The organism is Actinomadura sp. ATCC 39365, assembly GCF_054392275.1.
Genome location: NZ_CP184335.1, coordinates 4,802,755 through 4,818,487 on the forward strand (window position 1 = coordinate 4,802,755; position 15,733 = coordinate 4,818,487).

Here is a 15,733-nt window from a genome sequence, read left to right on the forward strand (position 1 = left end):
ACATACCGACAATCGCACGGGGTGTGGCGGGCGTAAAGAAACGATCTGATGAACGGTTCGCCGTGAGCTGATCGTGGGAAGTGCAGACAGCAACGCAACATGAGTAGGGTCGGCCTAGAGACACTGATGTTGGGAGGGAGTCGCGTGGCACCGAACAGGGATCTGCCCGTCGGCCTGGTGGACCAGCTTTTCCGAAACTCAGGGAACTCCTCGTTCACCGAGTTCGTCGGCTCGTACGCGCCCGAGTTGCTGCCCCAGCGTCACCAGGCGCTGGCCACTCCGATCGGCGACCAGGTCCCGCACGCGACCACGATCGTGGCCGCCACCTTCGCCGGCGGCGTGGTGATGGCGGGCGACCGGCGGGCCACGTCGGGGAACATCATCTCGCAGCGTGACATCGAGAAGGTGTTCCGCTCCGACGACTACTCGTGCATGGGCATCGCGGGCACGGCCAGCACCGGCATCGAGATGGCCCGCCTCTACCGCGTGGAGCTGGAGCACTACGAGAAGATGGAGGGCCGCACGCTCTCGGTGGCGGGCAAGGCCAACCGCCTGGCCACCATGATCCGCGGCAACCTCGGCATGGCGATGCAGGGCCTGGTGGTGGTGCCGCTGTTCGCGGCCTACGACCCCGACCGCGACGAGGGCCGCATCTTCAGCTACGACGTGGCGGGCGGCCCCTACGAGCGCGACAGGTACGACGCCATCGGCTCCGGCTCGATCTTCGCCCGCGGCTCGCTGAAGAAGCTCTACCGCGACGGCGCCTCGGCCGACGACATGGTGATGACGGTGATCCAGGCCCTCTACGACGCGGCCGACGACGACTCGGCGACCGGCGGGCCCGACGTGTCGAGGAAGATCTGGCCGATCGTGTCGGTGATCGACGCCGACGGCTTCCGCAAGCTGACCGACCAGCAGGTGGCCGCCAAGGTCGAACAGATGCTGGAGGCCCGGATGATCTCGCCCGACGGCCCCATCGCCCCGCTGCGCTAGAAAGGACCACTGCCCGTGTCCATGCCTTTTGGATATGCGTCCCCTGAGCAGATCATGCGGGACAAGGCCGACTACGCGCGCAAGGGCATCGCGCGGGGCCGGTCGGTCGTCGTGCTGCAGTACGTCGACGGCATCCTGTTCGTGGCGCCCAACCCGTCGCGGGCGCTGCACAAGATCAGCGAGATCTACGACCGCATCGGGTTCGCCGCCGTCGGCCGCTACAACGAGTTCGAGGAGCTGCGCCTCGGCGGCATCCGCTACGCCGACATCAACGGCTACACCTACGACCGCTCCGACGTGACCGGCCGCGGGCTGGCCAACCTCTACGCCTCCAACCTGGGCCGCATCTTCACCGAGTCGATCAAGTCGCTGGAGGTGGAGGTCGTCGTCGCCGAGGTCGGCGACAGCCCCGACGGCGACGCCATCTACCGGCTGACCTTCGACGGCTCGGTGTTCGACGAGCACGGCTTCGCGGCCATGGGCGGCCAGGCCGACGCCGTGGCCGGGCGGCTCAAGGAGCGCTACCGCGAGTCGATGTCGCTGGCCGACGCCCTTGAGGTGGCGCTGGCCGCGCTCACCGAGCCGGGCGGCGAGCGGCCGCCGGTCGCCCAGCTCGAGGTCGCGGTCCTCGACCGCAACCGCGAGCACCGCAAGTTCCTGCGGCTGACGGGCGCGCGGCTGGAGCGCCTGCTCGCCCAGACGACGACGTCCGCCACCCCGCCCGCGACCCCGCCGGCCGGGGCCGCCGCGGAGTCGTCCGAGACCTCGCCTGAGACCCCGCCTGCCACTCCGCCTGCCACTCCGCCTGCCACTCCGCCTGCCACTCCGCCCGCCGCGCCGCCGACCGGTCCGCCCACGGGCCCCGAGGGCGACGTCGACGACGGCTCCGGGCCGCTCTGAGCCTTCGAAGACCGCCGGGACAGGGCGGGGGCCGCGATGGCGGCCCCCGCCCTGTCCCATGAGGCTCCCGCCCGCCACAGGGGCCGCGGGGGCCGCGCTGTGTGACCTGTATCACCGGCGTGGCGGCGAACCCCGGAGCGCGAGGTGGGATCTCAGCAAGCGTGAACACAACGATGCGCACCCTCCTCGCCGGCGGCACCGCCGCCGCGCTGCTGGCCTCCGGCGTCGCCGCCCACGCGGCCACCGCCGCCACCGCCACCACCACGGCGAGCGGGGCCACCGCGGCCTACCCGGCGTACAAGAAGCCCGCGATCTTCGGCACGAGCTTCCAGGCCGACCCCGGTCACGACTTCACCAAGGGCATCCACTCCCGCCGCAACGGCATCCTGCGCGGCTGGATCACCGACGTCCGCGACGGCGTCGCCGAGTACGAGCCCATCAAGTGGAAGCGGTCCAAGACCACCGAGGGCTACTTCGTCGGCCCGCCCGAGGGTGACGTGACGGCCTACGCCTCCCCGATCGCCAAGGACGTCGTCTTCCTGTCCGCCTACGGCTGCAAGCCGGTGATGGCGGCCATGACCGTCGACCGCCACACCGGCCTGGGCGCCAAGCGCTGCCCCACGTCCGTCCTGGTCAAGCGGCACGACAAGCAGCGGCAGCCGTCCCTCATCACGGTGTACCAGGGCAAGATCGTCAAGGTTCAGGAGATCTACACCCCGTGATCCCGGCTCCGCGCTTCGCGGGGGCGGGCGCGGACCTGGTAAAACCCACCCAGCAAATCTGGCAAATGGGACGTCCGCCGGAAAACACCTGTGAAGATCTCTCCCGATCGCCGATCCGTGGGCATAGTGTGAGGTGATGGATCGTCGCATCTTCGGGCTGGAGAACGAGTACGGCGTGACCTGCACGTTCAGGGGACAGCGCAGGCTGTCCCCCGACGAGGTCGCGCGCTACCTGTTCCGGCGGGTCGTGTCCTGGGGCCGATCGAGCAACGTCTTCCTCCGCAACGGCGCACGTCTCTACCTCGACGTGGGCAGCCATCCTGAGTACGCAACACCCGAGTGTGACAACGTCATCGAACTCGTCACCCACGACAAGGCGGGCGAGCGCATCCTTGAGGGCCTTCTCGTCGACGCCGAGAAACGCCTGCGCGAAGAGGGCATCGCGGGTGACATCTACCTGTTCAAGAACAACACCGACTCGGCCGGCAACTCCTACGGCTGCCACGAGAACTACCTGGTGGGCCGGCACGGCGAGTTCGGCCGCCTGGCCGACGTGCTGATCCCGTTCCTGGTGACCCGGCAGATCGTGTGCGGGGCGGGCAAGGTGCTCCAGACGCCGCGCGGCGCCGTCTACTGCGTCTCGCAGCGGGCCGAGCACATCTGGGAGGGCGTCTCCAGCGCCACCACCCGGTCCCGGCCGATCATCAACACCCGCGACGAGCCGCACGCCGACGCCGAGCGCTTCCGCCGCCTGCACGTGATCGTCGGCGACTCGAACATGAGCGAGACCACGATGCTGCTCAAGGTCGGCGCGACCGACCTGGTGCTGCGCATGATCGAGGCCGGCACGGTGATGCGCGACCTGTCCCTGGAGAACCCGATCAGGGCCATCCGCGAGGTCTCCCACGACATGACCGGCCGCCGCCGGGTGCGCCTGGCCAACGGCCGGGAGGCCTCCAGTCTGGAGATCCAGCAGGAGTACCTGTCCAAGGCCCAGGACTTCGTCGACCGGCGCGGCGGCGACGCCATCACCCGCCGGGTGCTGGAGCTGTGGGAGCGCACGCTGCGCGCCGTCGAGACCGGCGACCTCGACCTGGTCTCGCGGGAGATCGACTGGGTGACCAAATACCAGCTGATCGAGCGCTACCGCAAGAAGTACGACCTGCCGCTGTCCTCGCCCAGGGTGGCCCAGCTCGACCTGGCCTACCACGACGTCCACCGCAAGCGCGGCCTGTTCTACCTGCTGCAGAAGCGCGGCTCGGTCGAGCGGGTGGCCTCCGACCTGAAGATCTTCGAGGCCAAGTCGGTGCCGCCGCAGACCACCAGGGCACGCCTGCGCGGCGAGTTCATCCGCAAGGCGCAGGAGAAGCGGCGCGACTTCACCGTCGACTGGGTTCACCTGAAGCTGAACGACCAGGCCCAGCGCACGGTGCTGTGCAAGGACCCCTTCCGCAGCGTGGACGAGCGCGTCGACAAGCTCATCGCCGGCATGTGAGGAAACGGCCGGGGCGTGGTGTTTACCTCGGCCCTACCTCGATGTCGGGTAGGGTGACGCGAATCTGACGTCTTTTCCGAGGGAAATCCATGCGCCGCGCTCTGGCCGTACTGGCAGCCGTGCCTTTGATCTTCTTCGCCGCCGCGTGCGGCGACACCGACGCCGGGGCGAACGGAGGCGCCGCCACCAGCACCGGCTCGGCCGGGCTCAAGGTCACCGGGAACGTGGGCGCCAAGCCCACGGTGACCTTCCCCGCCGGCTCGCCGGCGACGAAGTCCTCCTACGAGGTGATCCAGCCGGGCACCGGCCCCGAGGTCAAGACCGGCGACAAGCTGATCGTCAACCTGACCGTCTACAACTGGGACGGCAAGGGCAACGCGATCCAGGGCTCCTCCTACGACACCAAGCAGCCCGAGACCGTCCCGGTCAACGAGCAGCTCCCGCAGGTGCTGCGCGACGGCTTCACGAAGGTCAAGCACGGCGGCCGGCTGCTGGCCGTGCTGGCCAACGACTCGGCTCCGGCGGGGCAGGCCACGGCCGGCGCCGAGCCGACGAAGGTGTTCGTGCTCGACGTGGTCGGCGCCCGGCCCGCCGCGCTGAAGGCGGCCACGGGCAAGGAGACCGGCCAGACCCTCAAGGGCGTCAAGGTCGTCAGCCCGGGTGGGGACAAGGCCCCGACGCTGACCACCAAGACCGACGAGAAGCCGTCCAAGGAGCTGGTGGTCAAGACCCTCATCGAGGGCACCGGCGCCAAGGTGCAGCCCACCCAGACGCTGACGGTACACTACACGGGCAAGGTCTGGGGCACCGACAGCCAGTTCGACTCCAGCTGGGAGCGTGGCGAGCCGGCCGAGTTCCCGCTCGCGAACGTGATCCAGGGCTGGCAGAAGGGCCTGGCCGGGGTGCCGGTCGGCAGCCGGGTCGTCATGAGCATCCCGCCGGACCTCGGCTACGGCGACCAGGCCCAGGACAAGATCCCCGCCAAGAGCACGCTGGTGTTCGTGGTCGACGTGCTGGCGGCCTCCTGACCGGGTGATCTCCTGACGGGCCGTCCGACGACGCGGTAGCATCTCGTGGCCCGGTGGCGTCTCGCCGCCGGGCCACTCCGTCGTGGGAGGGCAGATGCGCCGCCGTACGATCGTGCCGTCGCTGGCGTCGCTGCTCCTGCTGGCCGCCTGCACGGGCCCGACGGCCGGCGACCCCGCCGCCAAGGCGGGCGGACAGCTCGACCTGAAGGTGGGCGGCGCGTTCGGCGCCCGGCCCACGATCGTCTTCCCCGCCGGCCGGCCCGCCGCCGATCTCCAGGTCGACGAGCTGACCACGGGCGGCGGCGACCGGCTGGGCGACGACGACGTCGCGGTCGTCCAGTACACCGCGCACGTCTGGGACGGCCGCGACAACCGCCTGGTCGACTCCAGCTTCAACCGGGGCGCCCCGGCGGCCTTCCCGGTGGGTTCGCTGCTGCCGGGGCTCGGCAGGGCGCTGCGCGGCCGTACGGTCGGCAGCAGGGTGCTCGCGGCCGTCCCGCCCGATCAGGGCTTCGGCGCCACCCCGCCGCGTGGCGTCGGCCCGGCCGACGACCTGGTCTACGTCGTGGACATCCTGGGCGCCCACCGCAAGGGCGCCGCGGTCGAGGCGGCCGGCGGGTCGCTGGCCGGCGTCCGCGTGACCGGGGGCGAGCGGCCGGAGTTGTCGATCCCGTCCGCCGCGCCGCCGCGGGCGTTCGCCGCCAAGGTGCTGCGGCGGGGGAGCGGCGGCCCGGCGCAGGCCGGGCAGCTCCTGGTCACCCAGTACGAGGGCGCGATCTGGGCCCGGCGCGAGGTCTTCGACGCCACCTGGTCGACCGGCCTGCCGAAGGCGTTCCGGATCGGCGACGGCGCCGTGATCAAGGCGTGGGACAAGGCGCTGGTCGGGGTGCCGGTCGGCAGCCGGGTGCTGATGATCGTCCCGCCCGCCTACGGCTACGGCGCGCCGGGCCATCCCGCGTACGGGATCAAGGGCTCCGACACCCTCGTGTTCGTCGTGGACGTCCTGGCCGCCTACTGAGGCTCCGTAGACTCCGGCTGTGAGCAGTGACGACGACCTGCAGGCGCTCGGCCTGCTGCACGACCCCGTGCGCCGCAGCCTGTACGAGGCCGTGACGGCCGGCGGCGGCGACGTCGGCAGGGGCGAGGCCGCCGAGGCGGCCGGCGTGTCCCGGACGCTGGCCGGCCACCACCTCGACAAGCTCGTCGAGGCCGGGCTGCTGGAGAGCGGCTTTCGCCCCCAGGACAGGAAGGGCCCCGGCAGCGGCCGCCCGGCCAAGGTCTACCGCAGGGCCAAGGGCGAGCGCACGGTCAGCCTGCCCCCGCGCGACTACGCGACGCCCGCCTCGGTGCTGGCCGATGTGGTGGAGCTGCTCGGCGCCGAGGAGCAGGCCGAGCAGGCGGCCCGCCGGGCGGGCGCGCGCATCGGCAGGGGGCGCGGCGGCGAGCCCGTCGACCGCGTGCTGCGCGAGCGCGGCTACGAGCCCTACGACGAGGGCGGCGCGCTGCGGCTGCGCAACTGCCCCTTCCACCTGCTGTCGCAGGAGCAGCCGCTGCTGGTGTGCTCGATGAACCTGGCGCTGTGCCAGGGGCTGCTGGAGGGCATGGGCGAGGACCCGGGCAGGGCGCGGCTGGATCCGAGGCCGGGGGAGTGCTGCGTCTCGCTTTCTAAAACAAATGAAGATTGACATAGAAGCCGCGAGAGTGATGTGCTGAGCCCCATGCATCTGGCCCAGCTCAACGTCGCGCACCTGCGCGCGCCCATCGACGCCCCCGAACTCGCCGAGTTCGTCGCCCTGCTCGAACCCGTCAACGCCGTCGCCGACGAGGCCCCCGGCTTCGTGTGGCGGATGAAGGAGAGCGAGAGCGACCCCACCGCCACCGTGGTGCACGACTTCGGCGACCACCTGCTGATCAACTTCTCGGTGTGGGAGTCGCTGGAGACCCTGTGGGACTTCACCTACCGCAGCGTCCACCTGGGCGTGCTGCGCCGGCGCAGGGAGTGGTTCCTGCGCGTGGCCGAGCCGTACATGGTGATGTGGTGGGTGCCCGAGGGGCACATCCCCTCGCTGGCCGAGGGCATGCGGCGGCTGGAACGCCTCAGGACCGAGGGGCCGAGCCCCGAGGCGTTCACGTACAAGGACTCCTACGACAGCAGCGAGGCCGCCAGCCTGCCCGCCGCCGCCGAGGTCAGGAAGTAGGGCAGGTCCTCCTCCAGGCCCCTGCCCATGGTGGACAGCTTCACGGGCGCGGCGCGCAGCGCCTCGTGCAGGCCGTCCACCGGCACCGGCACCAGCCGGTGCCGGGCCGCCAGCGGCTCGGCCTGCTCGCGCACCCGCTCGCCGAACGCGCCGGGCAGCTCCGGCACCGCCACGTCGGCCGGCGACAGCGCGACCCGGCCGTAGGCGGTCAGCGAGTGGTGGGAGAGGCCGACGTGCCGCTCGCGCGCGTCGCCCTCGCTGACCCGCAGCGCCGCCACCGGACGGCCGCGCAGCACCCCGGCGGCGTTGACCGCCTCGCCGGCCGCCACGCCCGAGAAGCCCCAGCGGGTGCCCGTCCCCAGGTTGCCCGGCCCCTGCGTGACGATCGCCACGTCGGCCCGCAGCACGTGCCGGGCCGCCAGCAGCCCGGTGTGGACGGTGACCGTCTCGACGTCGCCGCCGAACGCCTGGCCCGTCGTCACCACCCCGGCCAGCCAGCCGGTCTCGCGCAGCCGGGCCGCCGACATCGAGAACCAGGCGGGCAGCGCGCCGCCGTCCTGCATCACGTACGCCACCCGCAGGCCGGGGGCGCCGTCGTACAGTCCGGACAGGATCGGGGCCAGCGCCGAGTGCAGATCGGCCACGATCACCGGCATCCCGGCCAGGTCGTCGGCCTCGCTCAGGACGTCGTGGAACTGCGAATCCTGCTCGTCGGCGCCCAGCACCGTGGCCTGCAGCGGCGTGTAGCGGGCCTTCACCAGGTGCCCTGGACCCACCGGATCTTGCGGCAAACGGTTCGGGACGGCCACCACCATGGCGTAACCTCCCGTACCGAGACCCATCGCGAGTGCGGTCGTGTTGAGCAGGACCTCGTCACCGGGTTCCGGGCGGCCCACCAACGGGGGGTAGGCCAGTGCCCGGCACTCACCTTCGGGGACGGCGACATCCAGCTCCACCGCTCCCGGCCACTCGCGTCGGATCCGGACAACCTCGCCCTTGCGCCATCTGATCACGGGGGCAGGGTAGCGTCGATGAAGGAGGAGTGAGGCAGATGTCGCGCCGTAAGACCGAGCGGTTGCTGAATCTGGTGATCTGCCTGCTCGCCACCCGGCGCCCGCTGTCGGCCGAGCAGATCCGCCAGGCGGTTCCCGGCTACGACCGCGACGGCGACGAGGCGTTCCAGCGCATGTTCGAACGCGACAAGAACGAGCTGCGTGAGATCGGCATCCCCATCGACGTCGTACGCGACCCGTGGGAGGACGAGCCGGGCTACCGCATCGACCCGCAGTCGTACGAGCTGCCGGAGATCACCCTGGAGCCCGACGAGGCCGCCGTGCTGGGCCTGGCGGCGCAGGTGTGGCAGCGGGCCAGCCTGGCCGAGGCCGCCTCGGGGGCGCTGCTGAAGCTGCGCGCCGCCGGCGTGGCCACCGACGAGCCGGTCGGCGGCCCGATCGGCGGCGGCGCCCTGGAACTGCGCGTCGACACCCGCGACCCGGCCTTCCCCGCCCTGTGGAACGCCGTGCGCGACCGCCGCGTGGTGCGCTTCGACTACCGCGCCTCCGGCAGCGAGACCGTGCGCGCCCGCACCGTCGAGCCCTGGGGCGTGGTCAGCCGGCGCGGACGCTGGTACCTGGCCGGGTTCGACCGCGACCGCGACGCGCCGCGCGCCTTCCGCCTCAGCCGCATCGCCGGGGCGGTCACCGCACTCGGCCGCGCCGGCGATGTCGAGGTGCCCCACGGGGTCGACCTGCGGGCCATGGTCGGCTTCCCCGAGGAGCCCGTGGACGAGCGCGTGGCCGTCATCCGGGTGCGCCGGGGCACCTGCGAGGGCCTGCGCCAGCTCGCCAGGGCCGTGCACCCGCGCGAGGACGGCTGGGACGAGGCCGAGCTGGCCTTCGCCGACCCCGAACGCCTCGCGGGCTGGATGGCCAGCCTCGGCGCCGACGTCGAGGTGGTCGAGCCTCCTGACGCCCGCGAGGCCGTCATCCGCCGACTGAAGGGAGCCCTGGCATGAGCGGTTCGGCTGACCGGCTGCCCAGGCTGCTGGCGCTGGTGCCGTACCTGATGTCCCACCCGGGGGCCCAGGTCGGCGAGGTCGCCGAGGTGTTCGGGCTGAGCGAGAAGCAGCTGATCGACGACCTGCAACTGGTGTGGATGTGCGGCCTGCCCGGCCACACCCCCGGCGACCTCATCGACGTCTCCTGGGACGGCGGCGAGATCATCATCGACAACGCCGACACCATCGCCCGGCCGCTGCGGCTCGGCATCGACGAGGCCAGTGCGCTGCTGGTCGCGCTGCGCATGCTGGCCGCCACGCCCGAGCTGGCCGACGTGGCCGCCGGCGACGCGCTGCCGCGCGTGGTGGCCAAGCTGGAGCGCGCCGCGGGCGAGGGGGCGGCCACCGTCAGCAGCCAGGTCGCCTTCGACGTCGAGGCCGCCCCCGACGCCCTCGGCCGGGTGCGCGAGGGGCTCACCGGCCGGCGCCGGTTGTCGCTGCGCTACTACGTGCCGGGGCGCGACGAGGTCACCCCGCGCGAGGTCGACCCGACCCGGGTCGTGGTCGTCGACGGCCGCACCTACCTGGAGGGCTGGTGCTACCGGGCCGAGGCGATGCGGCTGTTCCGGCTCGACCGGGTGCTCGGCGTCGACGTGCTCGACGTGCCGGCCGACCCGCCGGCCGAGGCCGAGCCCATCGACGTCACCCGCGGCGTCTTCCGTCCCTCGCCGACCGACGAGCTGGTCGAGCTGGAGGTCAGCGCCGCCGGGCGGTGGGTGGCCGAGTACTACCCGTGCGAGGAGGTCGCCGAGCTCGGTGAAGGGCGGCTGAAGATAACGTTGCGGGCGCGTGACGAGGACTGGATCGTCAAGCTGGCGCTGCGGCTCGGCGACACCGGCCGGGTCGTCTCCCCGCCGGCGATGGCCGAGACCGTGCGCGGGGAGGCCGAGCGGGCCCTGGCCCTGTACGCTCAGCACCCATGACGTGGATCTTCTTGGCCGCCGGGCTGGTCCTGGCCGGGCTGGCCGTGCTCGGCGTCGCGGGCGCCAGGGCCGCCGCCGCGGCACGCACCCTGAAGAGGGAGGTCGCCGCGGCGAAGGCGCGTCTGGAGCCGGGGCGGGCCAGATTGACGCCCCGGGAGGATGAGACCACGGCCCCTGGGGGCGTACCATCGGGGCTGAAGACCGGCACTCGCTGATAAAGGACGTTTCATGTCGAACCTTGGAGTTCCCGAGCTCCTGATCATCGCAGGCGTGCTCGTCCTGCTGTTCGGTGCGAAGAAGCTGCCCGACGTGGCCAGGGGCGTCGGCAGGTCGCTGCGCATCTTCAAGTCGGAGACCGCCAAGCTCCGCGATGACGACGACGACACGCCCCACACCACGGTCCAGGCGCAGCCGGCCCCGGCTCCGGCCCAGCAGCCCGTACCGCAGCCGATCACCCCCGCCCCGGCCCCCGCCGCCGCCCCGGCGCTCTCGGCCGAGGAGCAGGCCCGCCAGCTCGAGGAGCAGGCCGCCCGCCTGCGCGCCAGCGCCGCCCAGGCCGACAAGCAAGGCTGACCCCCCTTCCTCCTCCTTCACCCCTGGACTGCGAATGGCGCTGCTCAAACGGTCGAGTGATTCCGGATCGGCCCCCGACCCCGAGGGCCGGATGCCGCTCATGGAGCACCTGCGTGAGCTGCGCAACAGGCTGCTCATCTCGGTTCTCGCGGTGGTCGTGGGCATCGTCGTCGGCTGGATCCTGTTCGACCCGGTGTGGGAGGCGCTGCGCGCGCCCTACTGCGAGACGGTGCAGTCGCGCCAGCTCAACGGTCACTGCAGCCTGGTCTACAACGGCATCTTCCAGTCCTTCTTCATCACGCTGAAGGTCGCGGCGATGGTGGGCGTCGTGGTGGCCTCACCGGTCTGGCTCTACCAGATCTGGGCCTTCGTCACCCCGGCCCTCTACCGCAACGAGAAGCGCTACTCGATCGCGTTCCTCGGCCTGGCCGTCCCGCTGTTCGTGTTCGGCGCGGGCCTGGCCTACGTCATCATGGACACCAGCCTCGGCATCCTGCTGAGCTTCTCGCTCGAGGACACCGTCGCGACGATCTCGATCGACGAGTACCTCGACTACGTCCTGATCATGTTGATGATCTTCGGCGTGTCGTTCGAGCTGCCGCTGCTGCTGGTCTTCCTCAACGTCATCGGCGTCCTGTCGCACGCGACCGTCAAGAAGCACCGGCGTACGGTGATCTTCGCGATGTTCGTGTTCGGGGCGGTCATCACCCCCGGTGGCGACCCGCTCACCATGATGGCGCTGGCCGCGCCGATGATCATCCTGTACTTCCTCGCCGAGCTCTTCATGTACGTGCGGGAGCGCCGCAGGCCCGCGGGCGAGGACTTCTCGCACCTGTCCGACGACGAGGCCTCGCCGCTGGCGGACGTCCCGCCCGACGCCGAGGATTCCGACGGTGCCCGATAGGCGATAGGTTCCGGGCGTGGCCCCCCAAATCGCCCTGCTCGTCAACCCCGCCGCACGCGGCGGGCGCACCCTGCGACTGCTCGAACCCGTCGCCCGCCGGTTGCGCGCCAGCGGCGCCGAGCTGTCGGTGATCGTCGGCACCGACGCCGCCGACGCCCTCGAACGTGCCTGCACCGCCGTCGCCGAGCGTCCCGACGCGCTGGTCGCCTTCGGCGGCGACGGGCTGGTCCACCTGGCCGTCCAGGCCGTGGCGGGCACCGACGTGCCGCTCGGCATCATCCCGGCCGGCACCGGCAACGACTTCGCCGCCGCCCTGGGCCTGGCCCACCGCGACCCGCTGGCCGCGGCCAGGACCGTGCTGCGGATGCGGGCCCGGCCGGTCGACGCGGCCCGCGTACGGGCCGGGGAGTCGGAGGAGCTGTTCGCCGGGGTGTTGTGCTGCGGCTTCGACTCGCGCGTCAACGAACGCGCCAACCGGCGCACCTGGCCGCCCGGCAAGGGCCGCTACCTGGTGGCGGTGGCCGAGGAGCTGCGCGCCTTCCGGCCCATCCCGTTCCGGGTCACGCTCGACGACGGGGAGGTGGTCGAGCAGGAGGCCATGATGGTCGCCGTGGCCAACACCCGCTCCTACGGGGCCGGCATGCGGGTGTGCCCCGACGCCTCGCCCGACGACGGCCTGCTCGACGTGATGATGGTCGGCGCGGTGTCCAAGCGCGAGTTCCTGCGCGTCTTCCCGGGCGTCTACCGGGGCACCCACGTGGGGCACCCGGCGGTGTCGGTGCGGCGGGCCCGCCGGGTCACGCTGGAGGCGGCCGACGTGGTGGCCTACGCCGACGGCGAGCGCGTGGGGCCGGTGCCGGTCACCTGCGAGATCCAGCCCGGCGCGCTCCGTGTGATCACCTGATCCACGACGTGAAGGCTGTTCGCCGCGGGCCGAGTCCGCCGGGACGGACCGGAATGGCGATTTCGGTAGGCTGACGGGTATGACAACGCCAGCGGAACGCTACGCGGCCTTCCGTCAGAAGCACGGAGACGACGGAGGGGCGCTGAGATCGTTCCGCGGTCTCTACGACTTCGAGCTCGACGACTTCCAGCTCGACGCCTGCCGGGCCCTGGAGGCGGGCGACGGCGTCCTGGTGGCCGCGCCCACCGGGTCGGGCAAGACGGTCGTCGGCGAGTTCGCCGTCCACCTGGCCCTGGAGCAGGGCCGCAAGTGCTTCTACACCACCCCCATCAAGGCGCTGTCCAACCAGAAGTACAACGACCTGGTCAAGCGCTACGGCACGGCCAAGGTCGGCCTGCTGACGGGCGACAACAGCGTCAACGGCGAGGCCCCGATCGTGGTCATGACCACCGAGGTGCTGCGCAACATGCTCTACGCCGGCTCGGCCACCCTGGCCGGGCTGGGCTTCGCCGTCATGGACGAGGTCCACTACCTCGCCGACCGCTTCCGCGGCGCGGTGTGGGAAGAGGTCATCATCCACCTGCCGGAGTCGGTGCGCCTGGTGGCGCTGTCGGCCACGGTCAGCAACGCCGAGGAGTTCGGCGAGTGGCTGGGCGAGGTGCGCGGCGACACCACGGTCATCGTCGACGAGCACCGGCCGGTGCCCCTGTGGCAGCACATGATGGTCGGCAACCGCGTCTACGACATGTTCATGACCGACGACCTGACGCTGCGCATCAACCCCGCGCTGATGCGGGTGACACGCGACGCCGAGCGGCTCATGGCCGGGCGGCGCGGGCGCGGCGGCTACGGCAAGGTCCACCGCTCACGCCCGCCCGACCGCGTCCAGGTGATCGAGAAGCTCGACTCCGAGGGGCTGCTCCCGGCGATCACGTTCATCTTCTCGCGGGCCGGCTGCCAGGCGGCCGTGCAGCAGTGCCTCTACGCCGGCATCCGGCTGACCACCGACCGCGAGCGCCACGAGATCAGGCAGCTCGTCGACGAGCGCACCGCCCACCTGCCCGACGAAGACCTGGCCGTGCTGGGCTACCTGGAATGGCGCGACTGCCTGGAGCGCGGCCTGGCCGCCCACCACGCGAGGCATGCTGCCGGCCTTCAAGGAGGTCGTCGAGGAGCTGTTCACCCGCGGCCTGGTCAAGGCCGTCTTCGCCACCGAGACCCTGGCGCTGGGCATCAACATGCCCGCGCGCAGCGTGGTGATCGAGAAGCTCGACAAGTGGAACGGCGAGACCCACGCCGACCTCACCCCGGGCGAGTACACCCAGCTCACCGGGCGGGCCGGGCGGCGCGGCATCGACGTCGAGGGGCACGCGGTCGTGCTGTGGCAGCCGGGCATGGACCCGCTGTCGGTGGCCGGGCTGGCCGGCACCCGCACCTACCCGCTGCGCTCCAGCTTCCAGCCGTCCTACAACATGGCCGTCAACCTGGTGGGCCAGTTCGGCCGGGAGCGCGCCCGCACGCTGCTGGAGGAGTCCTTCGCGCAGTTCCAGGCCGACCGGGCGGTCGTGGGCCTGGCCAAGCAGCTGCGCAAGCACGAGGAGGCCCTGGAGGGCTACCAGGAGGCCATGACGTGCCACCTGGGCGACTTCCCCGAATACGCCGCGCTGCGCCGGCGTCTGTCGGACCGGGAGGCCGAGCTGTCCAAGCAGCGCGGCGCGGCCCGGCGCGCGGCCGCCGTGCGCTCGCTGGAGGCGCTGGAGCCGGGCGACGTGATCCGGGTGCCGGGCGGGCGCAGGGCGGGCCTGGCGATCGTGCTCGACCCCGGCCGCAACCCGCGCGGCCACGGTCCGAGCCCGCTGGTGCTGACGATCGGCAAGCAGATCAAGAAGCTCGACCCGGCCGACTTCCCGGTGCCGGTCGAGCCGCTGGAGAAGCTGCGCATCCCGAAGAACTTCAACGGTCGTTCGCCGAAGGAGCGTGCCAACCTCGTCTCCACCCTGCTGGCCAAGATGGGCGACCGCGATCTCGGCAAGCCGGTCAGGGCGCGCGACCACTCGGTCGACGACGACGAGGTCAACGAGCTGCGCCGGCGCATCCGCCAGCACCCGTGCCACGGCTGCGACGAGCGGGAGGACCACGCCCGCTGGGCCGAGCGCTACTACAAGCTGCAGCGCGAGACCGAGGGGCTGCGCCGTCGCGTCGAGGGCCGCTCCCACGTCATCTCCCGCACCTTCGACCGCATCTGCTCGGTGCTGGAGCAGCTGGGCTACCTCGACGGCGAGACCGTCACCGACGAGGGCCGCCGCCTGGGCCGCCTCTACACCGAGCTCGACCTGCTGACCGCCGAGTGCCTGCGCGGCGGCCTGTGGGAGGAGCTCGAACCGGCCGAGCTGGCCGCGTGCGTGTCGGCGCTGGTCTTCGAGTCGCGGCAGTCCGACGACGCGCGCCGTCCCAAGATCCCGGCCGGGCGGGCCCAGGATGCGCTGTCGTCGATGGTCCGGCTGTGGGGCGAGCTGGAGGGCATCGAGTCCGACCACGGGCTGTCCACCATCCGCGAGCCCGATCTGGGGTTCGCGTGGGCGGCGTTCCGGTGGGCCAAGGGCCACAGCCTCGACGCGGTGCTGCTGGAGGGCGTGGCCGGCAACGAGCTGGCGGCCGGCGACTTCGTGCGGTGGATCAAGCAGCTGATGGACCTGCTCGGCCAGCTCGGGAGCGCGGCTCCCGAGGGCAGCAAGATCAAGCAGACCGCGGGCAAGGCGATGGACGCCATGCGACGTGGCGTCGTGGCGTACTCGTCACTCACCTGAGGGGCTCACCTGAGGGCTCGCCTGACGTGCGGGAATGCCCGCGAAGGGCGGGCGGATCCGGCCGGATCCGCCCGCCCTTCGGGTTTTCCGATTAGGTGAGAACCAGTTCTGAGTAGCATCTTTGAGCGTCCCGTTACCGCTATCAGCGGTTTTCGCGATTTACGGCTCATTTAAGTGGCCGGCAGAAGTGCCTTTGTGGCCGGGATTCACCGGTCAATTCTCCCTTTAAC

General features: G+C 71.6%; 15 protein-coding genes and 1 pseudogene. 15 read left to right on the top strand and 1 reads right to left on the bottom strand.

What is annotated here, in order from left to right; genetic code table 11:
• Positions 1–126: 126 nt before the first annotated feature.
• The 8 genes from prcB (at position 127) to ACNF49_RS23700 (ending at position 7,336) form a co-directional block, all read left to right on the top strand.
• A complete protein-coding gene (gene prcB / locus ACNF49_RS23665; protein ID WP_482945011.1) occupies positions 127–993 on the top strand; it encodes a proteasome subunit beta in 867 nt (288 codons plus the stop codon).
• Positions 994–1,014: 21 nt separating this feature from the next.
• On the top strand, positions 1,015–1,893 hold the full coding sequence (gene prcA / locus ACNF49_RS23670) for a proteasome subunit alpha (protein WP_482945012.1): 879 nt from the start codon (positions 1,015–1,017) through the stop codon (positions 1,891–1,893).
• A 161-nt stretch (positions 1,894–2,054) separates the two neighbouring features.
• Positions 2,055–2,615, top strand: a complete 561-nt coding sequence (locus tag ACNF49_RS23675) for a hypothetical protein (protein ID WP_482945013.1) — start codon at positions 2,055–2,057, stop codon at positions 2,613–2,615.
• Positions 2,616–2,751: 136 nt separating this feature from the next.
• A complete protein-coding gene (pafA, locus tag ACNF49_RS23680; RefSeq protein ID WP_125642647.1) occupies positions 2,752–4,110 on the top strand; it encodes a Pup--protein ligase in 1,359 nt (452 codons plus the stop codon).
• Between the two features lie 119 nt (positions 4,111–4,229).
• Positions 4,230–5,138: an FKBP-type peptidyl-prolyl cis-trans isomerase gene (locus ACNF49_RS23685; RefSeq protein ID WP_357977343.1), complete on the top strand. Its 909-nt coding sequence runs from the start codon at positions 4,230–4,232 to the stop codon at positions 5,136–5,138.
• A 94-nt stretch (positions 5,139–5,232) separates the two neighbouring features.
• A complete protein-coding gene (locus ACNF49_RS23690) occupies positions 5,233–6,156 on the top strand; it encodes an FKBP-type peptidyl-prolyl cis-trans isomerase (protein WP_357977346.1) in 924 nt (307 codons plus the stop codon).
• A gap of 19 nt (positions 6,157–6,175) precedes the next feature.
• Positions 6,176–6,823, top strand: coding sequence for a helix-turn-helix transcriptional regulator (locus tag ACNF49_RS23695; protein WP_352331511.1), 648 nt, complete (start codon positions 6,176–6,178; stop codon positions 6,821–6,823).
• 33 nt (positions 6,824–6,856) lie between these two features.
• Positions 6,857–7,336, top strand: a complete 480-nt coding sequence (locus tag ACNF49_RS23700; protein WP_357977352.1) for a DUF3291 domain-containing protein — start codon at positions 6,857–6,859, stop codon at positions 7,334–7,336.
• On the opposite strand, the gene ACNF49_RS23705 is transcribed toward ACNF49_RS23700, so the two are convergent.
• Entirely contained in the window at positions 7,282–8,349 is a 1,068-nt protein-coding gene (locus ACNF49_RS23705) for a DUF3866 family protein (protein ID WP_482945014.1), read from the bottom strand. The genes ACNF49_RS23700 and ACNF49_RS23705 overlap by 55 nt on opposite strands.
• Before the next feature lie 38 nt (positions 8,350–8,387).
• Between ACNF49_RS23705 and ACNF49_RS23710 the strand changes: the two genes are divergently transcribed.
• The 7 genes and pseudogenes from ACNF49_RS23710 (at position 8,388) to ACNF49_RS23740 (ending at position 15,503) form a co-directional block, all read left to right on the top strand.
• The gene (locus tag ACNF49_RS23710) at positions 8,388–9,350 is read left to right on the top strand and encodes a helix-turn-helix transcriptional regulator (RefSeq protein WP_482945015.1); all 963 of its coding nucleotides are present in this window, start codon (positions 8,388–8,390) and stop codon (positions 9,348–9,350) included.
• Positions 9,347–10,315, top strand: a complete 969-nt coding sequence (locus tag ACNF49_RS23715; protein WP_357977361.1) for a helix-turn-helix transcriptional regulator — start codon at positions 9,347–9,349, stop codon at positions 10,313–10,315. The genes ACNF49_RS23710 and ACNF49_RS23715 overlap by 4 nt, the downstream gene beginning before the upstream one ends.
• Positions 10,312–10,530, top strand: coding sequence for a hypothetical protein (locus ACNF49_RS23720; protein WP_357977363.1), 219 nt, complete (start codon positions 10,312–10,314; stop codon positions 10,528–10,530). Before ACNF49_RS23715 ends, ACNF49_RS23720 begins: the two co-directional genes overlap by 4 nt.
• Positions 10,531–10,543: 13 nt before the next feature.
• Positions 10,544–10,888: a Sec-independent protein translocase subunit TatA gene (gene tatA / locus ACNF49_RS23725; RefSeq protein WP_482945016.1), complete on the top strand. Its 345-nt coding sequence runs from the start codon at positions 10,544–10,546 to the stop codon at positions 10,886–10,888.
• Between the two features lie 34 nt (positions 10,889–10,922).
• Complete coding sequence (gene tatC / locus ACNF49_RS23730; protein ID WP_357977369.1) at positions 10,923–11,792, top strand: twin-arginine translocase subunit TatC; 870 nt, start codon at positions 10,923–10,925, stop codon at positions 11,790–11,792.
• Between the two features lie 16 nt (positions 11,793–11,808).
• On the top strand, positions 11,809–12,696 hold the full coding sequence (locus tag ACNF49_RS23735; protein ID WP_482945017.1) for a diacylglycerol/lipid kinase family protein: 888 nt from the start codon (positions 11,809–11,811) through the stop codon (positions 12,694–12,696).
• Positions 12,697–12,775: 79 nt separating this feature from the next.
• Positions 12,776–15,503, top strand: a pseudogene (locus tag ACNF49_RS23740) (DEAD/DEAH box helicase).
• The last annotated feature ends 230 nt before the right edge of the window (positions 15,504–15,733 follow it).

Excerpts from the sequence above, each read along its gene's own strand:
- ACNF49_RS23710 (WP_482945015.1), top strand. The coding sequence starts at position 8,388 with ATGTCGCGCCGTAAGACCGAGCGGTTGCTGAATCTGGTGATCTGCCTG.
- prcB (WP_482945011.1), top strand. The coding sequence starts at position 127 with ATGTTGGGAGGGAGTCGCGTGGCACCGAACAGGGATCTGCCCGTCGGC.
- ACNF49_RS23700 (WP_357977352.1), top strand. The coding sequence starts at position 6,857 with ATGCATCTGGCCCAGCTCAACGTCGCGCACCTGCGCGCGCCCATCGAC.
- pafA (WP_125642647.1), top strand. The coding sequence starts at position 2,752 with ATGGATCGTCGCATCTTCGGGCTGGAGAACGAGTACGGCGTGACCTGC.
- tatC (WP_357977369.1), top strand. The coding sequence starts at position 10,923 with ATGGCGCTGCTCAAACGGTCGAGTGATTCCGGATCGGCCCCCGACCCC.
- ACNF49_RS23720 (WP_357977363.1), top strand. The coding sequence starts at position 10,312 with ATGACGTGGATCTTCTTGGCCGCCGGGCTGGTCCTGGCCGGGCTGGCC.
- ACNF49_RS23715 (WP_357977361.1), top strand. The coding sequence starts at position 9,347 with ATGAGCGGTTCGGCTGACCGGCTGCCCAGGCTGCTGGCGCTGGTGCCG.
- tatA (WP_482945016.1), top strand. The coding sequence starts at position 10,544 with ATGTCGAACCTTGGAGTTCCCGAGCTCCTGATCATCGCAGGCGTGCTC.
- prcA (WP_482945012.1), top strand. The coding sequence starts at position 1,015 with ATGCCTTTTGGATATGCGTCCCCTGAGCAGATCATGCGGGACAAGGCC.
- ACNF49_RS23690 (WP_357977346.1), top strand. The coding sequence starts at position 5,233 with ATGCGCCGCCGTACGATCGTGCCGTCGCTGGCGTCGCTGCTCCTGCTG.